The sequence below is a fragment of the Pseudoduganella dura genome (assembly GCF_009727155.1).
Taxonomy (GTDB): domain Bacteria; phylum Pseudomonadota; class Gammaproteobacteria; order Burkholderiales; family Burkholderiaceae_D; genus Rugamonas; species Rugamonas dura.
Map to the genome: position 1 here is coordinate 1,974,940 of NZ_WNWM01000002.1, position 22,132 is coordinate 1,997,071.

Consider the following 22,132-nt stretch of genomic DNA (forward strand, 5'->3'; position numbering starts at 1 on the left):
CTCAGCAATATCCAATAAGGTAGAGACCGCATGCACTCTGTCGTAGACAACGCGCCGCTCCCTTACCTCCGCAGCGGCCTCGCGGCAAGCACTACCCCATACAAAACATTCTTCGAATCGGACTCCTCAGCATGAAATTGAAACTGTCAGCAGCATTCGTCCTGGGCGCCCTGTGCCTGATGCAGGCCAGCGCCGCCACGCTCGGCAACGACAACCTGTCGATCACCGGCTTCGGCACCCTGGCCGCCGCCAGGAGCAACACGGACGACGCCCGCTTCACCCGCGCCAACCAGCGCGAAGGCACGGCCGGCACGAACACGATCGGCCTCGACTCCAACCTGGGCCTGCAAGCCACCTACACGTTCTCGGACAAGCTGTCCGCCACCACGCAGATCCTGTCGCGCAAAACGACTGGCGACAGCTTCACGACCGAACTGGCGTGGGCCTTCGTCAAGTACAAGCTGAACGACGATGTGTCGCTCCGCCTGGGCCGCGTGGTGGTGCCGGCGTTCCTGATCTCCGACTACCAGAACGTGGGCTACGCGAACACGATGATGCGTCCGCCGATCGAGATGTACGGCCAGAACATCATTGAAAACGTCGACGGCGTGGACGTCAACTGGCAGCATGGCTTCGGCGACACCAACGTGACCGCCCAGGCATTCGTGGGCGTGGCACGCGGCAAATCGTACGTGGCGTCCGACCGCTCCGAACCGCGCTACCAGGCCCCGGCCGCCGGCTTTGCCGTCAGCGCCGAGCATGGCCCCGTCACGCTGCGCTTCGCGCACGTGCAGGGCAAGATCAAGGCGACCAACGTCAAGCCGATCAACTCGCTGACGAACACGCTGACCTCGGTGGGCTTCGCGCAACTGGCCAGCGACATCACGCTGAAGGAAGAAAAGCGCGTGGCGTTCACCTCCGTGGGCCTGCTGGCCGACTGGAACAACATCGTGGTGCAGTCCGAATACGGCATGCGCCGCGCCAAGGATCCGTCCTACCTGAGCGAGAGCAACGCCTGGTACACGATGGTCGGCTACCGCTTCGGCAAGGTGCTGCCGTACTTCGCGCACGCCAAGCTGGACGGCAAAGGCTCGAACATTACCGTACCGGCCACGCTGGCACGCATCCCCGCGCTGAACGCCGGCGTGAAGAACCTGCTGGCCGGTGCCAGCCAGTCGTCCGACCTGGTCGGCGTGCGCTGGGACTTCGCTTCGTCGGCCGCGCTGAAGGTGCAGGTCGACCGCGTGAAGCCGGGCGCCAAGAACGGTTTCCTGTCCGATGTGACGCCAGCCGGCGTGGGCAAGAAGGTCACCGTGGTCGCCGCTGGCGTGGACTTCGTTTTCTAAGGACTACACATGAAAAAGATCACCATCACCCTGGCCATCGCCGCCCTCACCGCGGCGGCCGCAGTATTGCCCGCCTCGGCTTTCGCGGAGACGGTTGTCATCGTCAGCGCCAAGAACCCGGCGACCCGCATGTTCTCCGAACAGGCATCCCAGTTCTTCCTCGGCAAATCGACGATGTTCACGCCGGTCGACCAGGCCGACGGCTCGGCGATCCGCAACGAGTTCTACAAGAAGGTCACCGACAAGGACGCCGCCCAGGTGAAAGCCATCTGGTCGAAACTGGTCTTTACCGGCAAGGCGCAGGCGCCAAAGGAGTTCAAGACGAGCGCCGAGGTGAAGAAGGCCGTGGCCGACGATCCGAAAGCGATCGGGTATATCGAGAAATCGGCCGTCGACGATACCGTCAAGGTCATCCTGACGCTGCAGTAAGCCCCGCAGCAAGCCCCCTGTGCGGATGCAAGAAGCCCGGCCATGCGCCGGGCTTCTTGCATTCAGTCTCCAGGGATGTTCCTGGCGAGCCGCTGGCCATCGCGCAGGAAGCCGTGCCGCTCGTAGAAGCGGTGCGCATCGAGCCGGCGATCGCTGCTCGTCACTTCCACCTTCACACAGCCCGCCGCTGCGAACCACTGCTCGGCAGCGCCGATCAGCGCGCCGCCGACCCCGCTCCCCCGGTGGCGCTCGTCGACCACCATGCTGGTGATGCGCCCCAGCTGGCCGGCCATGTGGAAAAGGGGCAGCGCATGCAGGCTGATGCTGCCGACGACTTCGCCATGCAGGACCGCGACAAGGATACGGTCCGCCGGGCTGGCACCCAGCGCCTGCAGCTTGTCCCGGACCTGCGCGGGCGCAAGCTCATAGCCGAGCTGGCGCAGCAGGCCTGCCAGTACGGTGTGATCATCGGGTTGCGCTACCCGTATCGCGGGCACGTCGGTTGGGAATGGCTTCGTCATCGCGGATGACCTCGCGGTTGGGATGGAAAGACTGCAGGCGAAAAAAAAGCCGGGGCGCGCCCCGGCTTTTTTCAACTCGACATCAAGCCAGCCTGCCGTGGCAAGCCTTGAACTTCTTGCCGCTGCCGCACGGGCACGGATCGTTGCGGCCGACCTTCGGCCCGATCTGCACCTGCGCATCCGGCATGCCGGCGGACGTGGGGGCCAGCAGTTCTTCCGGCGCCGCGTTCGGATCGAAGTCGGCGTGCTGGAAGTGGATGTTTTCCACATGCGACGAGGACAATGCCGCTTCGGCCGCTTCGACTTCCTCGCGCGACTGGATGCGCACCGTCATCACCAGGCGCACCACTTCGTTCTTGATCATGTCCAGCATCTGGGCGAACAGTTCGAACGCTTCGCGCTTGTATTCCTGCTTCGGGTTCTTCTGCGCATAGCCACGCAGGTGGATGCCCTGGCGCAGGTGATCGAGCGCGGCCAGGTGTTCGCGCCAGTGGCTGTCCACCGCCTGCAGCATCACGCTGCGCTCGAAGCCGCCGAACGCTTCCTTGCCGACGATCGCGATCTTGGTGTTGTACTGCTCGTCCGCAGCCGCGGTCACGCGCTCGACCAGGTCCTCGTCGGTCAGGTTGCCTTCCTTTTCCAGCATCCCGGCCAGCGGCACGTCGATCTGCCACTCCGAAGCCAGCACGGCCTGCAGCGCCGGCACGTTCCACTGTTCCTCGACCGATTCTTCCGGCACGTACTGGCGCACCAGGTCGGTGAACACGCCGTGGCGCAGGTTCTGGATCATCTCCGAGATCTCGGTGGCTTCCAGCAGCTCGTTACGCTGCTGGTAGATCACCTTGCGCTGGTCGTTGGCCACGTCGTCGTATTCGAGCAGCTGCTTGCGGATGTCGAAGTTGCGCGCTTCGACCTTGCGCTGCGCCGATTCGATCGACCGCGTGACGATGCCGGCCTCGATCGGTTCGCCTTCCGGCATCTTCAGGCGTTCCATGATCGCGCGCACGCGGTCGCCGGCGAAGATGCGCAGCAGCGGATCGTCCAGCGACAGGTAGAAGCGCGACGAACCCGGATCGCCCTGGCGGCCGGAACGGCCGCGCAGCTGATTGTCGACCCGGCGCGATTCATGGCGCTCGGTGCCGATGATGTGCAGGCCGCCGGCCGCCACCACCTGCTCGTGCAGCGCCTGCCAGCCGTCGCGCAGCTTTTGCGCGCGGGCTTCCTTGTCGGCGTCGGACAGGTTCGCATCCGCCTCGAGGAGCTTGATCTGGTTCTCCAGGCTGCCGCCCAGCACGATATCGGTACCACGACCGGCCATGTTGGTGGCGATCGTGATGGCCTTCGGCGAGCCCGCCTGGGCGATGATTTCCGCTTCGCGGGCGTGCTGTTTCGCGTTCAGCACGTTGTGCGGCAGCTTGGCCTTGTCGAGGATCGACGCCAGCAGTTCGGAGTTCTCGATCGACGTGGTGCCGACCAGTACCGGCTGGCCGCGCTCGTAGCAGTCGCGGATGTCGGTGACCATCGCCTGGTATTTCTCCTGCGCCGACTTGTACACCTGGTCCTGCTTGTCCTTGCGGGCGGACGGGCGGTTCGGCGGGATCACCACGGTCTCGAGGCCGTAGATGTCCTGGAATTCGAAGGCTTCCGTGTCGGCGGTACCGGTCATGCCGGACAGCTTGCCGTACATGCGGAAGTAGTTCTGGAACGTGATCGAGGCCAGCGTCTGGTTCTCGTTCTGGATCTTGACGCCTTCCTTCGCTTCCACGGCCTGGTGCAGGCCGTCGGACCAGCGGCGGCCCGTCATCATCCGGCCCGTGAATTCGTCGACGATCACCACTTCGCCGTTCTGCACCACGTAGTGCTGGTCCTTGTGGTACAGCGCGTGCGCACGCAGCGCCGCATACAGGTGGTGCACCAGCGTGATGTTGGCGGAGTCGTACAGCGAGGCGCCTTCCGGCAGCAGGCCCATGCCCGTCAGGATCGATTCGGCCTTCTCGTGGCCGGCTTCGGTCAGCAGCACCTGGTGCGCCTTCTCGTCCTTCGTGTAATCGCCGGGCACTTCGATGCTGCCCTTGCCGTCCGGCTTTTCCTCGCCGATCTGCAGGGTCAGCATCTTCGGCACTTCGTTGATCTTGTGGTACAGGTCGGTGTGGTTCTCGGCCTGGCCGGAAATGATCAGGGGGGTGCGCGCCTCGTCGATCAGGATCGAGTCGACTTCATCGACGATCGCGTAGTTCAGGCCGCGCTGCACGCGGTCGTTGAGGTCGAACACCATGTTGTCGCGCAGGTAGTCGAAGCCGAACTCGTTGTTGGTGCCGTACGTGATGTCGGCGGCATACGCCTGCTGCTTGACCGAATGCTCCATCTGCCCCAGGTTGACGCCCGTGGTCAGGCCCAGCCAGCGGTACAGCTTGCCCATGGTTTCGGCGTCGCGCTGTGCCAGGTAATCGTTGACGGTCACGATGTGCACGCCCTTGCCGGACAGCGCGTTCAGGTAGGCCGGCAGGGTTGCCGTCAGCGTCTTGCCTTCACCCGTGCGCATCTCGGCGATTTTCCCGTAATGCAGCACCATGCCGCCGAGCAGCTGCACGTCGAAGTGGCGCATCTTGTATACGCGCTTCGACGCTTCGCGGCATACCGCGAAGGCCTCGGGCAGCAAATCGTCCAGCGCTTCGCCGGCTGCGACGCGTGCCTTGAAGGCAGGCGTTTTCGCCTGCAGTTCGGCGTCCGACAGCTTTTCGTACTCGGGTTCGAGGGCGTTGATTGCCTTGACGGTTTTTTGGTATTGCTTGAGCAGCCGTTGGTTACGGCTGCCGAAAATCGCGGTCAGTAAGGACATGCTTGAATTCTTGAGTAAATGCCGTTTAAAAGAAGCTCGCTTCGCGACCTCGCCCAAAGCCTGTGGCAAAAGACCATGATTTTAGCACGGGGGTACTTGGGGATGGCCCGCCGGAAAGACAATAGCCTAAATGCAAATCGCCGCCTGCACCGCGGCCCTGGCCATTATCGTCCGGCACCGGCAGCGGCCCGCACCGCCGATGCTGCACGCACGGCGCGGCTATGCTATGTTTCGCGCATGCGATTCAACTCCCCCAACCAGAACCGGAATGCGGTCGAAGCCACGGACTTCCTGCGCCGTCACGACCGCCTGGCCCCGCTGCTGCCGGCCGTGCAGCGCATGGCCAAGCTGCAGCAGGATTGCGCGAAGGTCTTGCCGACCGCCTTCAGCTTTTGCGAAATCCTGTCGTTCGAGGCCGGGCAACTGGTGCTGTCGACGCCGAATGCGTCGCTTGCCGCCAAGCTTAAACAGCAATTGCCAAAGCTGCAAGACGCGCTCGCTAAAAAAGGGTGGCAGATCGACAACATTCGCCTGAAGGTGCAAATGATGCGGGTCATGACCACGCCGCCCGTGGAGCGGCGCCAGCTCGTCATTCCCGAGGTGGGGGTGGAATCGTTCGCGCAGCTGTCCGAGGCGCTCGAACCGAGCAAGCAGAATGCGACGCTGATCGCGGCGCTGCGCGCCCTGGTGGCGCACCGCCGCTAACCCTTCTCTTCTCAGTTATAAGACCATTCCTGGTCCATCTGCCTGGCATACGACGGCGGCGCCTGCTCGGCGGAATCGTAGGTGACGATCTCGTACGCATCCGGATTGGCCAGCAGTTCGCGCAGCAGCTTGTTGTTCAGCGCGTGGCCGGACTTGTGCGCCTCGTAGGCGCAGACCAGCGGGTGGCCGATCACGTACAGGTCGCCGATCGCATCGAGGATCTTGTGGCGCACGAATTCGTCGTCGTAGCGCAGGCCGTCGGGATTGAGGATCCGGTACTCGTCCATCACGATCGCGTTTTCCAGCGAGCCGCCGCGCGCCAGGCCGATCCCGCGCAGCATTTCCACGTCCTGCATGAAGCCGAACGTGCGCGCGCGCGCCACCGCCTGGATATACGACTGGCTGCCGAAATCGATCTGCGCGCGCTGCGCGGTGCCGTCGACGGCCGGGTGGTTGAATTCGATGAAGAAGTCCAGCTTGAAACCGTTGTGCGGCACCAGGCGCGCCCATTTCTCGCCGGCGCCCTGCCCTTCGCGCACTTCGACCGGCTTCGTGATGCGGATGAATTTCTTCGGCGCGCCCTGCTCGGCGAGGCCGGCCTGCTGCAGCAGGTAGACGAACGACGATGCCGAGCCATCCATGATGGGGATCTCTTCGGCGGTCACGTCGATGTACAGGTTGTCGATGCCAAGGCCCGCGCAGGCGGACATCAGGTGTTCGATCGTCGACACGCGTGCGCCGTCCTTGATCATCACGGTGGCCATGCGGGTATCGCCGATTTCCAGGGGCCCCACAGGGAATACCACCGGCGGATCGAGATCCACGCGTGCGAAGATGATGCCCGTGTCGGGCGGAGCCGGGCGCAAGGTCAGTTCGACCTTGGTGCCGGAGTGCACGCCGACACCGGTGGTGCGGACTTGTTCTTTGATCGTACGTTGTTTCATTTCACGATTATATCGAGTTTCCCCCACCCGCGTTCCCTCTGCAAAAAGGCATAAAGGCAAGACAATATGCGGGTTTCACGGGTGTTCCGCCTCCTTGTGCACCGCCTCGCGCCGTACCAGGTAAATGCCGCTGCCGATGATGATCGCCGCCCCGCTCAGGGTCCACCGGTCGGGCAGCGTGTTCCACAGCGCCCAGTCGATCGCCACGCTCCAGGCCAGCGCCGTGTACTCGAACGGCGCCACGATGGAAGCCTTGCCGATGCTGAACGCCTTGGTAATGGCAAGCTGGCCGAAAAACCCGGACAGTGCCAGCGTGGCGATCACCGGCCAGTCGTCCCACCGCAGCGCCACCCACCCCGGCCAGGCCAGCGGCAGCGCGCCGCCGCCGATCATTACCAGCAGCCAGAACATGATCTGCTGGTTCGAATCGGTGCGGGAAAGGATGCGGCTGGCGATGGCGGACACCGCATAGCATGTGGCCGCGCCGAGCACCGCCAGCCCGGCCAGGGAAATGAAACTGGTGCCTTCCGGCCGCAGCACCACCAGCACGCCGGCAAGCGCAACGCCGATGGCAAGCCACTGCATGCCGTCGACCCGCTCCTTCAGGATGAACACCGACAGCGCCGCGATCAGTGCCGGCGCGATGAAGAACACGGCATAGGCTTCCGACAGCGGCAGCGACTTCAGGCCGTAGGCGAACATGGTCAGCATGGCGATGCCCAGCGCGCCGCGCAGCAACTGCAGCGGCCAGTTCACGTCCAGCATGCCGCGGAACCCGCCACGCCAGGCGATGTACGAGCATACCAGCGGCATCGATGAAAACGCCCGCAGCACCGTCACCTGCATCGCGGGATAGCGGGCAGCGAGCAGCTTCATCGCAGTGTCCATGATCGAGAACATCGCGACGGCGGCGATCATCGCGTAAATACTGTGCAGGTTTTCCTTGGCGTGCGGTTTCAAGGGTTGTTCCATGTCGTGGCGGGCTGGACATTGTAGCCGTCGCGATGGAAATATTTCCGGAATCCGGGAGCATCGCAGTGATTCGGGAGCATTGTTCTCCGCCTGCGCAGCGGAGATGGCATGCAGGCCAGCTCTTCCGGACTCCGTCTTCAGGATATTTACTATTGGAAGGGCCGAACGTGCGCGGCACGGGGACGGTATGATATTCGGATGACCAAGCCCACCTCCCAGCCAAAGACCCCTGCCCTGTTCGACGTGCACGATTCGCCGATCCACGGCAAGGGCGTATTTGCCCGCCGCAAGATCCCGGCGGGTACCCGGATCATCGAATATACCGGCGAGATCGTCGACTGGGATGAAACCTGCCGCCGCACAGCCGAAAAAGGCGGACCGATCAACCATACGTTTTTCTTCACGCTGGCCAGCGGCCTGCTGATCGACGGCGGCGCCGGCGGCAACGATTCGCGCTTCATCAACCATTCGTGCGACCCGAACTGCGAAGCGATGGAAGAAGACGATCGGGTGTTCATCCACACGCTGCGCGATATCGAAAAAGGCGAGGAACTGCGCTACAACTACGGCCTGATCTATGACGAACGCCACACGCCGGCCGTCAAGAAGGCGTTTGCCTGCCGTTGCGGCGCCCCCAACTGCACAGGCCTGATGCTGGCGCCGAAAAAACGCAGCCGCGGCAAGAAGGCGGCCGGCTGATTGTTACAATCGTAGCCAATCTACAACGTTGCCATATCGCACGATTGTGAATTCGGCGACGCACCGGCATTCCCCCGGAAGGGGCATGGTTTTTTTGCCGGACCCCTCGTTGCCGTCTTCCTGCACATTACACGTATGTCGTGAAAATTCCATGCAGAAAAATCATATTTCTCATGTAAATCATTGCCGTCAATAACTTTGTAACGGTCGAGATAGCGCTACCGCAAGCCACGCCGCCGCTCCGCATAATGAAATCCCTGCAAACAACAAGGATTCACAATGAAAAGCTTGGCATTACACCTGCTGGCCGCATCCGCGCTGGCAGGGATGGCGCAAGGCGCCGTGGCCAGCGCCACAAGCGCGGGCGGGCTCGGGGCGGTCACGATCACGCTGGTCGACCTCGATCCCAACGACGGCATCACCCCTTCGATCCGTTTCGCGACCGACGCCGACGGGATCGACGGCGGCACGGTCAGCGGGGAACTGCGTTCGTGGACGGCCGATGGCGAAAGCTTCCGCGAATTCCGCAGCCAGGGAACGGGCCCCGCGTCGCTCGTCGCCGCCGGGCGCGATACCGCGATGGCCTCGGCCGGCGGCAGCGTCACGGGCCTGGCGGGCGCCGGCTTTTCAGCGCTTGCCGCACAGGGCCAGGCCGGCAGCGGCGCCACGGCGCGCGGCTCGTATGACGTGAGCGCGCAGTCGGCATGGGTGGGCTTCACGCTGTCCGCCAACACGGCGGTGCAATTCTCGGCCAGCGGCTGGGCGCAGGGATCGACATCGACGGGCGGCGACCCGGCCACCGGCTGGGACGAGGCCGGCGGCGCGCTGGTGGCGCTCAGCGCGGGCGGCCCCGATGGCGGCGGCAGCATCGTGTGGGACGACGACGAGCGGATCGCCACCGCCAGCTACACGCTCGACGGCGCCGGCAACGTGCACGGCGACGCGCAGTCGTGGAGCGGCCTGCTGGGGGTCTCGTTCAGCAACGCGACGGGCGCCAGCGCGGACGGCATCTTCACCGCCGAAGTCCGCGCGTTCGGCCACTCCGCCGTTTCCGCCGTGCCCGAACCGGCAACGGGCGTGATGCTGCTTGCCGGCCTGGGCCTGGTCGGCGCCGGCGTGCGCCGGCAACGCACGTGCCGGCCAGCCATGTGCCGCACCGGGAAGGAGAGCGCATGACACGCCGTCTCCTTGCCGCCGCGTGCCTGATGGCGGCCGCCTCCGGCGCCATGGCCGCCGCCAGCAGCAGCGTGCACATCAACGGTGTGACGATCACGCTGACCGACCTCGACCCGAACGACGGCATCGCCGCATCGGCCACGATGATGCACGGCAGCCAGCCATACCTGAACATCGGCGCGGCCAGTTTCGACCCCGCCTACAGCAACGACGCCTACGCGGCGGTGGGCACGCACGGCGGCAGCGGGCTCGCCGGTTCGGTCGGCACCACATTCGCGCACTCGTCCGCCACGATCGCCGGACAGTCGTCGATCGTCGGCTTTTCCGGCATCGCGCTCGATGGCGGCGCGCTGAGCACCGCCGCCGGGTATGGCGAGTACGGTGCGACGGCCGCGCCGTACACATCGATGAACGTGCAGGTGGCGGCCAATACCCGGGTCACGGTCACGTTCGACGCGAGCATCGACGTGGCGACGACGGTGGGCCTGGATACGGCCGGCAATGCCGAGCGCGCGATGGGGCGGATCCTGATGGCGTTCGACGGCCTGGACGCCGATGGCGCCAATGTCGTCGACGAGCAATGGCAGGAACTGCTGGCAGGATACCGGCTGGATGACGCCGGCAATGTGCTGGGCGACAGTTACCACTGGGCCGGCCAGCTGTCCGTGAGCTTCTCGAACCGGAGTGCGAGCGGCACGGTGGCGTCGCTGTACAGCGAAGGCGTCATCGGTGGAAATTCGGTCGTCAGTGCGGTGCCCGAGCCGGCCACGTACGGCATGCTCCTCGGCGGCCTGGCGCTGCTGGGCGCCGCGGCACGGCGCCGGCAGGCCGCAGTCTGACCGGCTGAAACGGCGATGGCGCCCGGAGGCGCCATCGTGGGGCATGGCGCCGAAGTCAGCGCCACGCCGGTTCATTCGTGGACGCTTACAGCTGGCCCAGCAGCGTCTCCGCGTTCGACACCTCGAACTTGCCGCCCTGTTCGATGTTCAGCTGCGTGACGACGCCGTCTTCGACCAGCATCGAGTAGCGCTGCGAGCGGGTGCCCATGCCGAACTTGGAGAAGTCGGCATCCAGGCCCAGCGCCTTGGCGAACGCGGCATTACCATCGGCCATCATGCGCACGATGTTGGTGGCCTTCTGCTCGCGGCCCCAGGCGCCCATCACGAAGGCGTCGTTGACCGAGACGCACCAGATCTCGTCCACGCCCTTGGCCTTGAATTCCTCGGCATGCTGCACGAAGCCCGGCACATGCTTGGCCGAGCAGGTTGGCGTGTAGGCGCCCGGCAGGCCGAAGATCGCGATCTTCTTGCCCTTGACGAGGTCCTGCACGTTGAAGGTATTCGGGCCCAGCGAACAGCCTTCGGTTTCGACTTCGACGAATTCGGACAGCGTGCCTTCCGGCAGCTTGTCGCCGATCTTGATGGTCATGGTGGTTCTCCTCTGATCTCGTGCAGACAAAAAAAAAGCCGACCAGGGTGGCTGCACCCTGGCGGCAGCTCCGGCAAGTATGCCAGAGCGCGAGCGAATCCGCTCGAAGGCGCCGTCCCCTCTCACGTAGGCCGGCGCGGCGCGGGCTCCCGAAGGAACCCCGCAAATACTGCTTCAGTCCGCCTGCTTGCGCAGGAACGCCGGAATGTCGTACGTTTCCATGCCGTTCTTTTCCATCGCGCGCACCTGCTCGGAAGCCGATTCGCGGCGCCATACGGCCGGCGCCTTCATGCCTTCGAACGAATGGCCGCCGGCGGCGCCCATGCCCGCCGCGACCGATGCGGCAGCGCCGCCCAGGCCGGCCTGCGGGTTCAACGGGTTGTTGTGCGTGCCCGTGCGCAGCATCTGCTGCGGTACCAGCTGCACGTGCTTCTTGTTCTTGCCCAGGCCGGTGGCCACGACGGTGACGCGGATCGAATCGCCCATCGAATCGTCGTAGGCGATACCCTGCGCGATCGAGGCATCGGGCGCGGCGAAGGCGCGCACGGCGGCCATCACTTCCTTGATCTCCTTGCCCTTCAGGCCGCGGCTGGCGGTCACGTTGACCAGCACGCCGCGCGCGCCGGACAGGTCGATGCCGTCGAGCAGCGGCGACGCCACGGCCTGTTCGGCGGCGATGCGCGCCCGGTCCACGCCGGCGGCGGTGGCGGTGCCCATCATCGCCTTGCCCTGCTCGCCCATGATCGTCTTCACGTCGTTGAAGTCGACATTGATGTGGCCCGGCACGTTGATGATCTCGGCGATACCCGCCACCGCGTTGTTCAGCACGTCGTCGGCATGCTGCAGCCACTCGATCAGCGATTCGTCCTCGTAGATCTCTTCGAGCTTCTCGTTCAGGATCACGATCAGCGAGTCGACATTCTGCGACAGCTGCTCCAGGCCCTCATCGGCGATCTCCATGCACTTCTGGCCTTCGTGCGAGAACGGCTTCGACACCACCGCCACCGTCAGGGCGCCCAGCGATTTCGCCACTTCCGCCACGATCGGCGCGGCGCCGGTGCCGGTGCCGCCGCCCATGCCCGCGGCGATGAACACCATGTGCGCACCGCGCAGCGCATCCTCGATGCGGGCGCGCGATTCCTCGGCCAGCTTGCGGCCGACATCGGGCTTCATGCCCGCCCCCAGGCCGGTCTCGCCGATCTGGATGATGTTGTCGGCCTTGGAAGCCGACAACGCCTGGGCATCGGTATTGGCGGCGATGAATTCCACCCCGCTCATGCCCTTGTTGATCATGTGCTGCACCGCGTTACCGCCCGCGCCGCCAACACCGACCACTTTGATCACCGTTCCCAGTGACGCGTTATCGACCATATCGAACTCCATGATGTGCTCCTAGTTTGAATGCGCTCTTGAACGCCGTCCTTCATATCGGTAGAAGGCCAGCAGGTTGAAGATCACGTTGTACCTTGAAAATAATACGCTCTTTGTTACCGTCCCGGGTGCCCCGCAGGCCGCTAAAGCTGCAGTAGTTCAAATTAAGACGCCTGGACTTTGCCAATGCACAGCCAGCATCCGATAACTTGAACCGCCACGCGCAGCGGGTTGGCGGGCTCCCCGTCAGAAATTACCGAGAAACCATTCCTTCATGCGTTGCCAGACCGCCTTCACGGACCCATCCTGGCGCGTCACGATATGCCCGCGCAAATACTGCTTTTTCGCCTCCAGCAAAAGACCGAGCACGGTGGCGTAGCGGGGGCTGCGCACCACGTCGGCCAGCTGGCCGCGATAGTCCGGCGTGCCGAGGCGCGCCGGTTTCAGGAAAATGTCTTCCGCCATTTCGACCATGCCGGGCATGATCGACGAGCCGCCGGTCAGCACGATGCCGGAGGAGAGCACGCCCTCGTAGCCGGATTCGCGCACGACCTGGTGCACCATGGCGAACAATTCCTCCACGCGCGGCTCGATGACCGCGGCCAGCGCCTGGCGCGACAGGTTGCGGGTGCCCCGGTCGCCCAGGCCCGGCACTTCCAGGTGCTCGCCCGGATCGGCCAGCACCTGCTTGGCCACGCCGTAGCGGATCTTGATCTCTTCCGCTTCGGAGGTGGGCGTGCGCAACGCCATCGCGATATCGTTGGTGATCTGGTCGCCGGCGATCGGAATCACCGCCGTATGGCGGATCGCGCCGTCCGAGAACACCGCGACGTCGGTGGTGCCGCCGCCGATATCGATCAGCACGACGCCCAGTTCCTTTTCGTCCGGCGTCAGCACGGCATCGGCCGATGCCATCGGTTGCAGGATCAGGTCGGAGACCTCGAGCCCACAGCGCCGCACGCACTTGACGATGTTCTGCACCGCGCTCACCGCGCCGGTAACGATATGGACCTTCACTTCCAGCCGGATGCCGCTCATGCCGATGGGCTCGCGCACGTCTTCCTGGCTGTCGACGATGAATTCCTGCGGCACCGTGTGCAGCAGCTGCTGATCAGTAGGAATGTTAACGGCCTTTGCCGTTTCAATGACGCGCGCCACGTCGGTGGACGTGACTTCCTTTTCCTTGATCGCCACCATGCCGCTCGAATTGAAGCTGCGGATATGGCTGCCCGCGATGCCCGCGTACACATTGCGGATCTTGCAGTCGGCCATCAGCTCGGCCTCCTCGAGGGCGCGCTGGATGGACTCCACGGTCGCTTCGATGTTGACCACCACGCCCTTTTTCAGGCCCTTCGATTCGTGCTGTCCCAGCCCGATCACTTCGTGGCGGCCATCGCCCATCACCTCGGCCACCACGGCCACCACCTTCGAGGTGCCGATGTCGAGGCCGACGATCAGGTTTTTCGCGTCTTTTGTCATTGTTTTGCTCGTTAAATTCGTTTCGCTCTGCCCTGGCTTGCTGCAGCTTATTTCTTGGTCTTTTCGGCCGGTATCTTCAAGTTCGTCGCCGACAGCGCCAGCCCGTTCTGGTACCGCATGTCGATCGTTTCAATGTCCTGCACGCGCGTGGCCAGCTGCGGCCAGACCGACACCAGCCGCGCCACGCGGTCGCGCAGCATCGTCGGCGTCTGCTCGCGGCCCAGCGCCACGCTGGTGCCGTTGTTCAGTATCACCGTCCACGCGTAGCGGCTCGACAGGGCCAGGCCTTCCGGCACCAGCTTCGCCGGCGCGAACCACTTGCGCAGCTCGGCGTAGCGGGACAGCACTTCCTTCTCGCTGCCGTCCGGTCCGGAAAACTGCGGCAGCTCGTGATCTTCTTCCGCCTCGGCCAGGTTGGCGGTAAATACATCGCCCTTCACCGACAGCAGCCGGCCGTCTTCACCCCACGTGCCCAGCGCTTCGTGCTCTTCCACTTCGACGATCAGGCGGTCGGGCCATTCGCGCCGCACGGTGGCGCGCCGCACCCACGGCACCGCCTCGAACACCTGGCGCACCTGCTCCAGGTTCGCCGTGAAGAAGTTGCCGCGGATGCGGCCCTGCGTGCCGTTCGTCAGCGTCAGCAGGTTGACGTGGCGCAGCTCGGCCTGCCGCATGGCCTCGACGCGGATCATGCGCAGGTCGAACACCGGCCGGTGCGCGATCCACCAGATGCCGGCGGCGACGCAAACGGCGAACACCAGCGCGACAATGCCGCTGGCGGTTGCGTTCAAGGCTTTCGCGTCGTGCCACATCGGTGCTTATGCCCTCTTGTTCTTCAACCGCGCCGTGCGCAGGATTTCCACGCACAGCGCTTCGTAGGACAGGCCTACCGCGCGCGCCGCCATCGGCACCAGCGAGTGGCTCGTCATGCCGGGCGACGTGTTCACTTCCAGCAGGAACGGCCGGCTGTCGCTGTCGCGCAGCAGCACGTCCACGCGCGCCCAGCCCTCGCAGCCCAGCGTGCGATAGGCCGCCACGGCGATGCGGCGCATTTCCGCCTGCACCGCTTCATCGAGCTGAGGCGGGCAAAAATACTGCACGCTGTCGGTGAAATACTTGTTCTGGTAATCGTAGTTGCCTTCCGGCGCGGCGATTTCCACGACCGGCAGCGCGCGCACAGCGGCGCCGGTGCCCAGCACGGCAACCGTGAATTCGCGGCCGGTGATGAAGCTCTCAGCCAGCACGTCGTCGTCCAGCTTCGCCGCCACGTCGTACGCCGCCTGGAACGCCTCCACCGCGCCGACCTTGGTGATGCCGATCGAGGACCCCTCGTGCGGCGGCTTGACAATCAGCGGCAGGCCCAGCTTTTCCGCCACGGCCGGCAGGTCGGACTGCGCATCGAGCAACGCGTACTCCGGTGTCGGCAGCCCGGCTTCGAGCCACAGGATCTTGGTGGCGATCTTGTCCATGCCCACCGAGCTGGCCATCACGCCGCTGCCCGTGTAGGGTATGCCCAGCAGTTCCAGCGCGCCCTGCAGCGTGCCGTCCTCGCCCAGGCGGCCATGCAGCGCGATGAACACGCGGTCGAATTTTTCCGCTTCCAGTTCGCCCAGCGAGCGCTGGCCCGGATCGAACGGGTGCGCATCGATGCCCTGCCCGCGCAGCGCTTCCAGCACGCCTGTGCCGGACATGATGGAAACCTCGCGCTCGGCGGAACTGCCGCCGAACAGCACGCCGACCTTGCCGAACGATTGCGCTTCTTCCTTCGTGATGGCCGCGCTCGTGCCGATGTTCGTGCTCATGTTCGTGCCCATGTTCGTGCTCATGCCTTGTAATTGACCAGTTTCGCGGGAACGCCGCTGATCGAACCCGCCCCCATCGTCAGGACCACGTCGCCGTCCCGCACCAGGTTCATGATCGTTTCAGGTACGTCGCCGATGGTTTCGACGAATACCGGCTCGGTCTTGCCGCGCGCGCGGATCGCGCGCACCAGCGAGCGGCCGTCGGCGCCCACGATCGGCGCTTCGCCGGCCGGGTAGACTTCCACCAGTACCAGCAGGTCCACCACCGACAGCACGCGGGCGAAGTCCTCGAACAGGTCGCGCGTGCGGGTGTAGCGGTGCGGCTGGAACGCCAGCACGAGGCGGCGGCCCGGATACGCGGCGCGCGCGGCGGCCAGCGTCACTTCCGTTTCCACCGGGTGATGACCGAAATCGTCGACCAGCGTGAAGGTACCGCCCGCGTTGCCGTTGCCCTGGATGGCGATGTCGCCATACCTGGTGAAGCGGCGGCCCACGCCGGCGAAACCGGCCAGGCCGGCCTGGGTGGCGCTGTCTTCCACGCCGATTTCCCGCGCGATGGCCACGGCCGAGCAGGCGTTCTGCACATTGTGCATGCCGGGCTGGTTCAGCACGATGTCGAGATCCGGGAAACCTTCCTGCAGCACGGTGAAATGCATCTGCGTGCCGATGGCGCGGGCATTCACGGCGCGCACTTCGGCGTCTTCCGAGAAACCGTAGGTGGTGACCGGCTTGGTGACCTTCGGCAGGATGCTGCGCACGTGCGGATCGTCGATGCACAGCATCGCGCGGCCGTAGAACGGCAGCCGGTGCGTGAAATGCACGAACGCCTGCTTCAGCTTGTCGAAATCGTGTTCGTACGTCTCCATGTGGTCGGCATCGATGTTGGTGATCACCTCGATCATCGGCGCCAGGTTCAGGAACGACGCATCCGACTCGTCCGCCTCGGCCACCAGGTACTCGCCCGAACCCAGCTTCGCGTTGGCGCCGGCCGCGGTCAGGCGGCCGCCGATCACGAACGTGGGATCGAGGCCGCCCTGCGCCAGCACCGATGCGACCAGCGACGTGGTCGTGGTCTTGCCGTGCGTGCCGGCGATGGCGATGCCGCGCTTCAGGCGCATCAGTTCGCCCAGCATCACGGCGCGCGGCACGATCGGGACTTTCTTCGCGCGCGCGGCGACGACTTCGGGGTTGTCGGCCGCGACGGCGGTGGACGTGACGACGGCATCCGCGGCGCCGATGTGTTCCGCCGCGTGGCCCTGGAACACTTTCGCGCCCATGTCGCCGAGGCGCTGCGTGACAGCCGAGCTGCCCAGGTCCGAGCCGGTGACGTTATAGCCGAGCGTGAGCAGCACCTCGGCGATGCCGCTCATGCCGCTGCCGCCGATGCCGACGAAGTGAATGTTTTTGACCTTGTGTTGCATTTATCTTCTCAAGCCAGTTGTTCGAGTACGTTCGCGATCGCGTCGTTCGCGTCGCGCTTGCCCACCGCGTGCGCCGCCTCGGCCATGCCGCGGCAGGCGTTGCGCGTCAGCGTCTGCAGCAGCGCCGCGAGGCCCTGCGCAGTCAGTTCGGTTTGCGGCATGTGGATCGCCGCGTTCTGTTTCGCCAGCCACTGCGCGTTGTCGCGCTGGTGGCTGGTGGTCGATGCCACCAGCGGCACCAGCACGCTGGCCACGCCGGCCGCCGTCAGTTCGGAAACGGTGATCGCGCCGGCCCGGCAGATCACCACGTCCGCCTGGGCGTAGGCGCTGGCCATGTCGTCGATGAAGTCGACCACGCTGGCCTGCACGCCGGCCTGCGCGTAGCCGGCGCGCAGCGCATCGATGTTCTTCTTGCCGGACTGGTGCGTCACGATCGGCCGCTCGCCTTCCGGCAGCAGGGCCAGCGCGGCCGGCAGCGCATCGTTCAGCGCCTTCGCGCCCAGGCTGCCGCCGACCACCAGGATACGCAGCGCGCCTTCCCGGCCTTCGAAGCGCCGGGCCGGCGCCGGCAGGTCGAGGATTTCCCTGCGCACCGGATTGCCGGTCACCACCGCCTTGCCGGCCGCGCGGCCGAAATCGGCCGGGAAGCCGAAGCACACCTTCGAAGCCACCGGCACCAGCGTCCTGTTCGACAACAGCAACGCCGCATCGGCGTTGACGAGCACCAGCGGCACGCCGCGCAGCTTCGTCATCATGCCGCCCGGCACGGTCACGTAGCCGCCCATGCCCAGCACCACGGCGGGCTTGCGGCGCCCGATGATGCCGTAGCAATCCCAGAATGCCTTCAGCATCTTGAGCGCGCCGCTTACGGTATGGCCCAGGCCTTTGCCGCGCATGCCGGAGAAGTGGACCACGTCCATCATCACGCCGGCCTTCGGCACCAGGTCGCCTTCCATGCCGTGCGATGTGCCCAGCCAGGTCACGTCCCAGCCACGCGCGCGCATCGTCTGCGCGATCGCCAGGCCGGGGAAGATGTGGCCGCCGGTGCCGGCGGCCATGATCACCAGTTTCTTCATTGGCTTGCTCATGTACGGCCGCCCCGCATCAGTACCCGGTTCTCGTAATCGATGCGCAGCAGGATCGCCAGGCCGAGGCAGTTGACGACAATGCCGGTGCCGCCATAGCTCATCAGCGGCAACGTCAAGCCCTTGGTGGGCAGCAGCCCCAGATTGACCCCCATGTTGATGAATGTCTGGATGCCGATCCAGATGCCGATGCCCTTGGCGACCAGGCCGGCGAAGGTCTGGTCGATGGCGATCGCCTGGCGGCCGATCTCGAAAGCGCGTTTAACGATCCAGTAGAACATTCCGATGACAGCGAGCACGCCGATCAGCCCCAATTCCTCGCCGATCACCGCCAGCAGGAAGTCGGTATGCGCTTCCGGCAGGTAATGCAGCTTCTCCACGCTGCCGCCCAGGCCCACGCCGAGGATCTCGCCGCGGCCGAACGCGATCAGCGAGTGCGTGAGCTGGTAAGCCTTGTTCAGCGCGTTTTCTTCTTCCCACGGATTCAGGTAGGCGAAGAAGCGGTCGCGCCGGAATTTCGACAGCGCGATGATCGAGACGAAGATCGTCACCAGCATGCCGGCGATGCCGCCGAACCAGATCGCGTTCACGCCGCCCAGGAACAGGATGCCCATCGCGATGCAGACGATCACGCCGAACGCGCCCAGGTCGGGCTCGAGCAGCAGCAGCAGGCCCACCACGCTGACCGCCAGCGCCATCGGCAGGAAGCCCTTGGTCAGCTTGTGCATGTATTCCTGCTTGCGCACCGTGTAGTCGGCCGCGTACAGCACGATGAACAGCTTCATCAGCTCGGAAGGCTGCAGGTTGTAAATCTTTAGCGACAGCCAGCGCCGGCCGCCGTTGACCACCACGCCGACGCCCGGAATCAGCACCAGCACCAGCAGGAACAGCGTGCCGATGAACAGGTACGGCGCCCAGCGCTGCCAGATGGCGACGGGAATGCGGAAGGCCACCAGCCCCACCAAGCCCGAAATGACGAGGAACGTGGCCTGGCGTGTCAGGAAATACGAGTTCTTGAACGTGGCGTACTTCGGCGAATCGGGCAAGGCGATCGACGCCGAATACACCATCACCATGCCGAGCAGCAGCAGCAGGATGATCACCCACAGCAGCGGCTTGTCGTATTCCATCATGCGCGACTGGCGCGAACGGATATCGATCGGGGTGACCGATGCCGCGCCGGAAAACTTGAATGGCAGCTGGAAGGCCATCAGATCTCCTGCCCGGCGTCGAGCGCGATGTCGCGCACGGTGTCGATGAACACCTGGGCGCGATGCGCGTAGTTCCTGAACATGTCCAGGCTGGCGCAGGCCGGCGACAGCAGCACGGCGTCACCGGCATGGGCCAGCGCCGCGGCGCGCTTCGTGGCTTCTTCGAGCGTGCCGAAATCTTCCAGCCGCACATTGGTGCCTTCGAGCGCGGCGCGGATGCCCGGCGCATCGCGGCCGATCAGCACCACGGCGCGCACGTAGCGCGATACCGGGCCGGCCAGCGGATCGAATTCCTGGCCCTTGCCGTCGCCGCCGGCGATCAGCACGATCTTCTGCCCTTCGCCGCCGAAGCTCTTGCCGAGGCCGTCGATGGCGGCCACGGTGGCGCCCACGTTGGTGCCCTTGCTGTCGTCGTAGAACTCGACGCCGTTGAGCGACGCCACCAGTTCCACGCGGTGCGGCTGGCCCTTGTAATCGCGCAGGCCGTGCAGCAGCGGCGCGAACGGCAGGCCGATCGCGCGGCACAGCGCCAGCGCTGCCAGCGCATTGGCGGCGTTGTGCGTGCCGCGGATCTGCAGCGCATCGGCAGGCATCAGCTTCTTCACGGTGGTTTCGACCGGTGGCGCGGGCTCGTGCTTGCGGCGCTTCCTTGCCGGCTCGGCATCGTCCGCCGGCTCGGCCGTGGCCAGCCACCAGATGCCGCGCTCGTTGACGAGGCCGAAACCGTGCAGGCCTTCCGGTTCGCCGGTGCCGAAGGTGACATTGGTGCCCGCCGGGTTGGCCATCCGCATCGTCCACGCATCGTCGCGATTGAGCACGCGCACCGTGTGCTCGCCGAAGATGCGCGCCTTGTCGTCCGCGTAGGCCTGCATGGTGCCGTGCCAGTCCAGGTGGTCCTGCGTGATGTTCAGCACGGTGGCGGCATCGGCCTGCAGCGAAGTCGTGGTGTGCAGCTGGAAGCTGGACAGTTCGAGCACCCAGGCTTGCGGCAGGCAGTGTTCCAACTGCGCGGCCTCCATCGCCTCGCGCAGCACGTCGAGCGCGGCCGGGCTGATGTTGCCGGCCACTTTCACCGACAGGCCGGCGCGTTCGCACAGCTGGCCCGTGAGCGTGGTGACGGTGGTCTTGCCGTTGGTGCCGGTGATGGCGATGACCTTCGGCGCGTAGGCGCGGTCGGCCTTCAGCCAGGCCAGCGCCTGCGCGAACAGCTCGATCTCTCCCCAGACGGGGATGTTCGCCGCCCGGGCCGCCGGCAGGATTTCCGACAGTTCCCGGTCCGGCGCCAGCCCGGGGCTGACGGCGACGAAGTCCACGCCGTCGAGCAGCGCGGCATTGAACGGGCCGGAAACGAACTGCGTGCCGGGCACCGCTTCGCGCAGCGCCGGCAGGCGGTCCGGCACGCCGCGCGTATCGGCCACGCGCAGCAGCGCGCCGCAGCGGGCGAGCCACTGCGCCATGGCCAGGCCCGATTCGCCAAGGCCCAGCACCAGCGCGATTTTGCCGTTATAGATCATGTTCGTCGAATCTCGTCTTCTATCGCAGTTTGAGGGTCGAGAGGCCCACCAGCACCAGCATCATCGTGATGATCCAGAAGCGCACCACGACCTGGGTTTCCTTCCAGCCCTTCTGTTCGAAGTGGTGGTGCAGCGGCGCCATCAGGAACACGCGGCGGCCCTGGCCATAGCGCTTCTTGGTGTACTTGAACCAGCCCACCTGGATGATCACCGACACGGTTTCGGCAACGAAGATGCCGCCCATGATGAACAGCACGATTTCCTGGCGCACGATGACGGCGATGGTGCCCAGCGCGCCGCCCAGCGCCAGCGCGCCCACGTCGCCCATGAATACCTGCGCGGGGTGCGTGTTATACCAGAGGAAGGCCAGGCCCGCGCCGGCCATCGCGCCCACGAAGATGATCAATTCGCCCGCGCCCGGGATGTGCGGGATGAACAGGTATTTCGAATAGTTCGCGCTGCCGGTCAGGTAGGCGAACAGGCCCAGCGCGGAACCGACCATCACGGTCGGCATGATGGCCAGGCCATCGAGGCCATCGGTGAAATTGACGGCGTTCGACGAGCCCACGATCACGCAGTAGGTCAGCGCGATGAAGCCCCACACGCCCAGCGGGTAGCTGATCGTCTTGAAGAACGGCACGATCAGGTCGGCCTTCGGCGGCAGGTCCATCGAGAAGCCGGACTGCACCCAGTTGAAGAACAGCTTGAACACTTCGGCCGGCGTGGGGGCCGATACGGAAAACGCCAGGTACAGCGCGGCGGCCACGCCGACCAGCGACTGCCAGAAATACTTCTCGGCCGAGCGCATGCCTTCCGGGTCCTGTCGCACCACCTTGCGGTAGTCGTCCACCCAGCCCACCGCGCCGAAGCCGAGCGTGACCACGATCACCGGCCAGATCAGCCGGTTCGACCAGTCGCACCACAGCAGCGTGGAAACGCCGATCGCGATCAGGATCAATACGCCGCCCATCGTGGGCGTGCCATGTTTTTTCAGGTGCGTTTGCGGGCCGTCGGTGCGCACGGCCTGGCCGTACTTCATCGCCGTGAGCTTGCGGATGACGGCGGGGCCGGCGACGAGGCCGATCAGCAGCGCCGTGATCGTGGCGAACACGGCGCGGAAAGTGATGAAATTGAAGACGCGGAATGCGCCGATATCGTCCTGCAGGTACTGTGCGAGCCAAAGCAGCATG

General features: G+C 65.2%; 20 protein-coding genes. 6 read left to right on the plus strand and 14 right to left on the minus strand.

All coding sequences use genetic code 11. The features are described from left to right. Window positions 1–131: 131 nt before the first annotated feature. Together GJV26_RS08640 and GJV26_RS08645 are read left to right on the plus strand one after the other, a co-directional pair. Window positions 132–1,346: a hypothetical protein gene (locus GJV26_RS08640; RefSeq protein ID WP_229419225.1), complete on the plus strand. Its 1,215-nt coding sequence runs from the start codon at window positions 132–134 to the stop codon at window positions 1,344–1,346. A 9-nt stretch (window positions 1,347–1,355) separates the two neighbouring features. Next, complete coding sequence (locus GJV26_RS08645) at window positions 1,356–1,775, plus strand: type 2 periplasmic-binding domain-containing protein (protein WP_155708469.1); 420 nt, start codon at window positions 1,356–1,358, stop codon at window positions 1,773–1,775. Between the two features lie 62 nt (window positions 1,776–1,837). Here GJV26_RS08645 and GJV26_RS08650 read toward each other — a convergent pair whose 3' ends face one another. Then, complete coding sequence (locus GJV26_RS08650) at window positions 1,838–2,296, minus strand: GNAT family N-acetyltransferase (RefSeq protein ID WP_155708470.1); 459 nt, start codon at window positions 2,294–2,296, stop codon at window positions 1,838–1,840. 82 nt (window positions 2,297–2,378) lie between these two features. Continuing rightward, window positions 2,379–5,135 (minus strand): preprotein translocase subunit SecA, encoded by a 2,757-nt coding sequence (secA, locus tag GJV26_RS08655; protein WP_155708471.1) that lies wholly within the window; start codon window positions 5,133–5,135, stop codon window positions 2,379–2,381. A gap of 102 nt (window positions 5,136–5,237) precedes the next feature. Between secA and GJV26_RS08660 the strand changes: the two genes are divergently transcribed. Beyond that, window positions 5,238–5,840, plus strand: a complete 603-nt coding sequence (locus tag GJV26_RS08660) for a DciA family protein (RefSeq protein WP_308807623.1) — start codon at window positions 5,238–5,240, stop codon at window positions 5,838–5,840. 11 nt (window positions 5,841–5,851) lie between these two features. Here the strand turns inward: GJV26_RS08660 and lpxC are convergent, their stop codons facing one another. Next, window positions 5,852–6,784, minus strand: a complete 933-nt coding sequence (lpxC, locus tag GJV26_RS08665; protein WP_155708472.1) for a UDP-3-O-acyl-N-acetylglucosamine deacetylase — start codon at window positions 6,782–6,784, stop codon at window positions 5,852–5,854. A 75-nt stretch (window positions 6,785–6,859) separates the two neighbouring features. Continuing rightward, complete coding sequence (locus GJV26_RS08670; RefSeq protein WP_155712341.1) at window positions 6,860–7,702, minus strand: DMT family transporter; 843 nt, start codon at window positions 7,700–7,702, stop codon at window positions 6,860–6,862. A 252-nt stretch (window positions 7,703–7,954) separates the two neighbouring features. Between GJV26_RS08670 and GJV26_RS08675 the strand changes: the two genes are divergently transcribed. The 3 genes from GJV26_RS08675 to GJV26_RS30155 all read left to right on the plus strand — a co-directional run bounded on the left by GJV26_RS08675 (window position 7,955) and on the right by GJV26_RS30155 (window position 10,470). Then, window positions 7,955–8,455: an SET domain-containing protein gene (locus GJV26_RS08675; RefSeq protein ID WP_155708473.1), complete on the plus strand. Its 501-nt coding sequence runs from the start codon at window positions 7,955–7,957 to the stop codon at window positions 8,453–8,455. Between the two features lie 279 nt (window positions 8,456–8,734). After that, the gene (locus GJV26_RS29910) at window positions 8,735–9,631 is read left to right on the plus strand and encodes a PEP-CTERM sorting domain-containing protein (RefSeq protein ID WP_155708474.1); all 897 of its coding nucleotides are present in this window, start codon (window positions 8,735–8,737) and stop codon (window positions 9,629–9,631) included. Continuing rightward, window positions 9,628–10,470: a PEP-CTERM sorting domain-containing protein gene (locus GJV26_RS30155; protein WP_229419226.1), complete on the plus strand. Its 843-nt coding sequence runs from the start codon at window positions 9,628–9,630 to the stop codon at window positions 10,468–10,470. The genes GJV26_RS29910 and GJV26_RS30155 overlap by 4 nt, the downstream gene beginning before the upstream one ends. 85 nt (window positions 10,471–10,555) lie before the next feature. Here GJV26_RS30155 and GJV26_RS08690 read toward each other — a convergent pair whose 3' ends face one another. The 10 genes from GJV26_RS08690 to mraY form a co-directional block, all read right to left on the minus strand. After that, window positions 10,556–11,059, minus strand: a complete 504-nt coding sequence (locus GJV26_RS08690) for a peroxiredoxin (RefSeq protein WP_155708475.1) — start codon at window positions 11,057–11,059, stop codon at window positions 10,556–10,558. A 174-nt stretch (window positions 11,060–11,233) separates the two neighbouring features. Then, on the minus strand, window positions 11,234–12,442 hold the full coding sequence (ftsZ, locus tag GJV26_RS08695) for a cell division protein FtsZ (RefSeq protein WP_155708476.1): 1,209 nt from the start codon (window positions 12,440–12,442) through the stop codon (window positions 11,234–11,236). Between the two features lie 234 nt (window positions 12,443–12,676). Continuing rightward, window positions 12,677–13,909 (minus strand): cell division protein FtsA, encoded by a 1,233-nt coding sequence (gene ftsA / locus GJV26_RS08700; protein WP_155708477.1) that lies wholly within the window; start codon window positions 13,907–13,909, stop codon window positions 12,677–12,679. A 47-nt stretch (window positions 13,910–13,956) separates the two neighbouring features. Next, the gene (locus GJV26_RS08705; RefSeq protein ID WP_155708478.1) at window positions 13,957–14,721 is read right to left on the minus strand and encodes a cell division protein FtsQ/DivIB; all 765 of its coding nucleotides are present in this window, start codon (window positions 14,719–14,721) and stop codon (window positions 13,957–13,959) included. Window positions 14,722–14,727: 6 nt separating this feature from the next. Next, on the minus strand, window positions 14,728–15,711 hold the full coding sequence (locus tag GJV26_RS08710) for a D-alanine--D-alanine ligase (RefSeq protein ID WP_229419569.1): 984 nt from the start codon (window positions 15,709–15,711) through the stop codon (window positions 14,728–14,730). A 20-nt stretch (window positions 15,712–15,731) separates the two neighbouring features. Next, the gene (murC, locus tag GJV26_RS08715; protein WP_155708480.1) at window positions 15,732–17,132 is read right to left on the minus strand and encodes a UDP-N-acetylmuramate--L-alanine ligase; all 1,401 of its coding nucleotides are present in this window, start codon (window positions 17,130–17,132) and stop codon (window positions 15,732–15,734) included. An 8-nt stretch (window positions 17,133–17,140) separates the two neighbouring features. Then, window positions 17,141–18,208 carry an undecaprenyldiphospho-muramoylpentapeptide beta-N-acetylglucosaminyltransferase gene (gene murG, locus GJV26_RS08720; protein WP_155712342.1) on the minus strand — a complete coding sequence of 356 codons (1,068 nt, stop codon included), beginning with the start codon at window positions 18,206–18,208 and terminating at the stop codon, window positions 17,141–17,143. Window positions 18,209–18,216: 8 nt separating this feature from the next. After that, a complete protein-coding gene (gene ftsW / locus GJV26_RS08725) occupies window positions 18,217–19,428 on the minus strand; it encodes a putative lipid II flippase FtsW (protein WP_155708481.1) in 1,212 nt (403 codons plus the stop codon). Then, a complete protein-coding gene (gene murD, locus GJV26_RS08730) occupies window positions 19,428–20,942 on the minus strand; it encodes a UDP-N-acetylmuramoyl-L-alanine--D-glutamate ligase (RefSeq protein WP_155708482.1) in 1,515 nt (504 codons plus the stop codon). The genes ftsW and murD overlap by 1 nt, the downstream gene beginning before the upstream one ends. Before the next feature lie 19 nt (window positions 20,943–20,961). Beyond that, complete coding sequence (mraY, locus tag GJV26_RS08735) at window positions 20,962–22,131, minus strand: phospho-N-acetylmuramoyl-pentapeptide-transferase (RefSeq protein WP_155708483.1); 1,170 nt, start codon at window positions 22,129–22,131, stop codon at window positions 20,962–20,964. Window position 22,132: the final 1 nt, after the last annotated feature.

Bases quoted from the DNA above. Each gene is read 5' to 3' on its own strand.
- GJV26_RS08645 (WP_155708469.1), top strand. From the start codon at position 1,356: ATGAAAAAGATCACCATCACCCTGGCCATCGCCGCCCTCACCGCGGCG.
- ftsW (WP_155708481.1), bottom strand. From the start codon at position 19,428: ATGGCCTTCCAGCTGCCATTCAAGTTTTCCGGCGCGGCATCGGTCACC.
- GJV26_RS08690 (WP_155708475.1), bottom strand. From the start codon at position 11,059: ATGACCATCAAGATCGGCGACAAGCTGCCGGAAGGCACGCTGTCCGAA.
- GJV26_RS30155 (WP_229419226.1), top strand. From the start codon at position 9,628: ATGACACGCCGTCTCCTTGCCGCCGCGTGCCTGATGGCGGCCGCCTCC.
- murC (WP_155708480.1), bottom strand. From the start codon at position 17,132: ATGCAACACAAGGTCAAAAACATTCACTTCGTCGGCATCGGCGGCAGC.
- lpxC (WP_155708472.1), bottom strand. From the start codon at position 6,784: ATGAAACAACGTACGATCAAAGAACAAGTCCGCACCACCGGTGTCGGC.
- murG (WP_155712342.1), bottom strand. From the start codon at position 18,208: ATGAAGAAACTGGTGATCATGGCCGCCGGCACCGGCGGCCACATCTTC.
- ftsZ (WP_155708476.1), bottom strand. From the start codon at position 12,442: ATGGAGTTCGATATGGTCGATAACGCGTCACTGGGAACGGTGATCAAA.
- ftsA (WP_155708477.1), bottom strand. From the start codon at position 13,909: ATGACAAAAGACGCGAAAAACCTGATCGTCGGCCTCGACATCGGCACC.
- GJV26_RS29910 (WP_155708474.1), top strand. From the start codon at position 8,735: ATGAAAAGCTTGGCATTACACCTGCTGGCCGCATCCGCGCTGGCAGGG.
- mraY (WP_155708483.1), bottom strand. From the start codon at position 22,131: ATGCTGCTTTGGCTCGCACAGTACCTGCAGGACGATATCGGCGCATTC.
- GJV26_RS08640 (WP_229419225.1), top strand. From the start codon at position 132: ATGAAATTGAAACTGTCAGCAGCATTCGTCCTGGGCGCCCTGTGCCTG.
- GJV26_RS08650 (WP_155708470.1), bottom strand. From the start codon at position 2,296: ATGACGAAGCCATTCCCAACCGACGTGCCCGCGATACGGGTAGCGCAA.
- secA (WP_155708471.1), bottom strand. From the start codon at position 5,135: ATGTCCTTACTGACCGCGATTTTCGGCAGCCGTAACCAACGGCTGCTC.
- GJV26_RS08705 (WP_155708478.1), bottom strand. From the start codon at position 14,721: ATGTGGCACGACGCGAAAGCCTTGAACGCAACCGCCAGCGGCATTGTC.
- GJV26_RS08670 (WP_155712341.1), bottom strand. From the start codon at position 7,702: ATGATCGCCGCCGTCGCGATGTTCTCGATCATGGACACTGCGATGAAG.
- murD (WP_155708482.1), bottom strand. From the start codon at position 20,942: ATGATCTATAACGGCAAAATCGCGCTGGTGCTGGGCCTTGGCGAATCG.
- GJV26_RS08710 (WP_229419569.1), bottom strand. From the start codon at position 15,711: ATGAGCACGAACATCGGCACGAGCGCGGCCATCACGAAGGAAGAAGCG.
- GJV26_RS08675 (WP_155708473.1), top strand. From the start codon at position 7,955: ATGACCAAGCCCACCTCCCAGCCAAAGACCCCTGCCCTGTTCGACGTG.
- GJV26_RS08660 (WP_308807623.1), top strand. From the start codon at position 5,238: ATGGCCCGCCGGAAAGACAATAGCCTAAATGCAAATCGCCGCCTGCAC.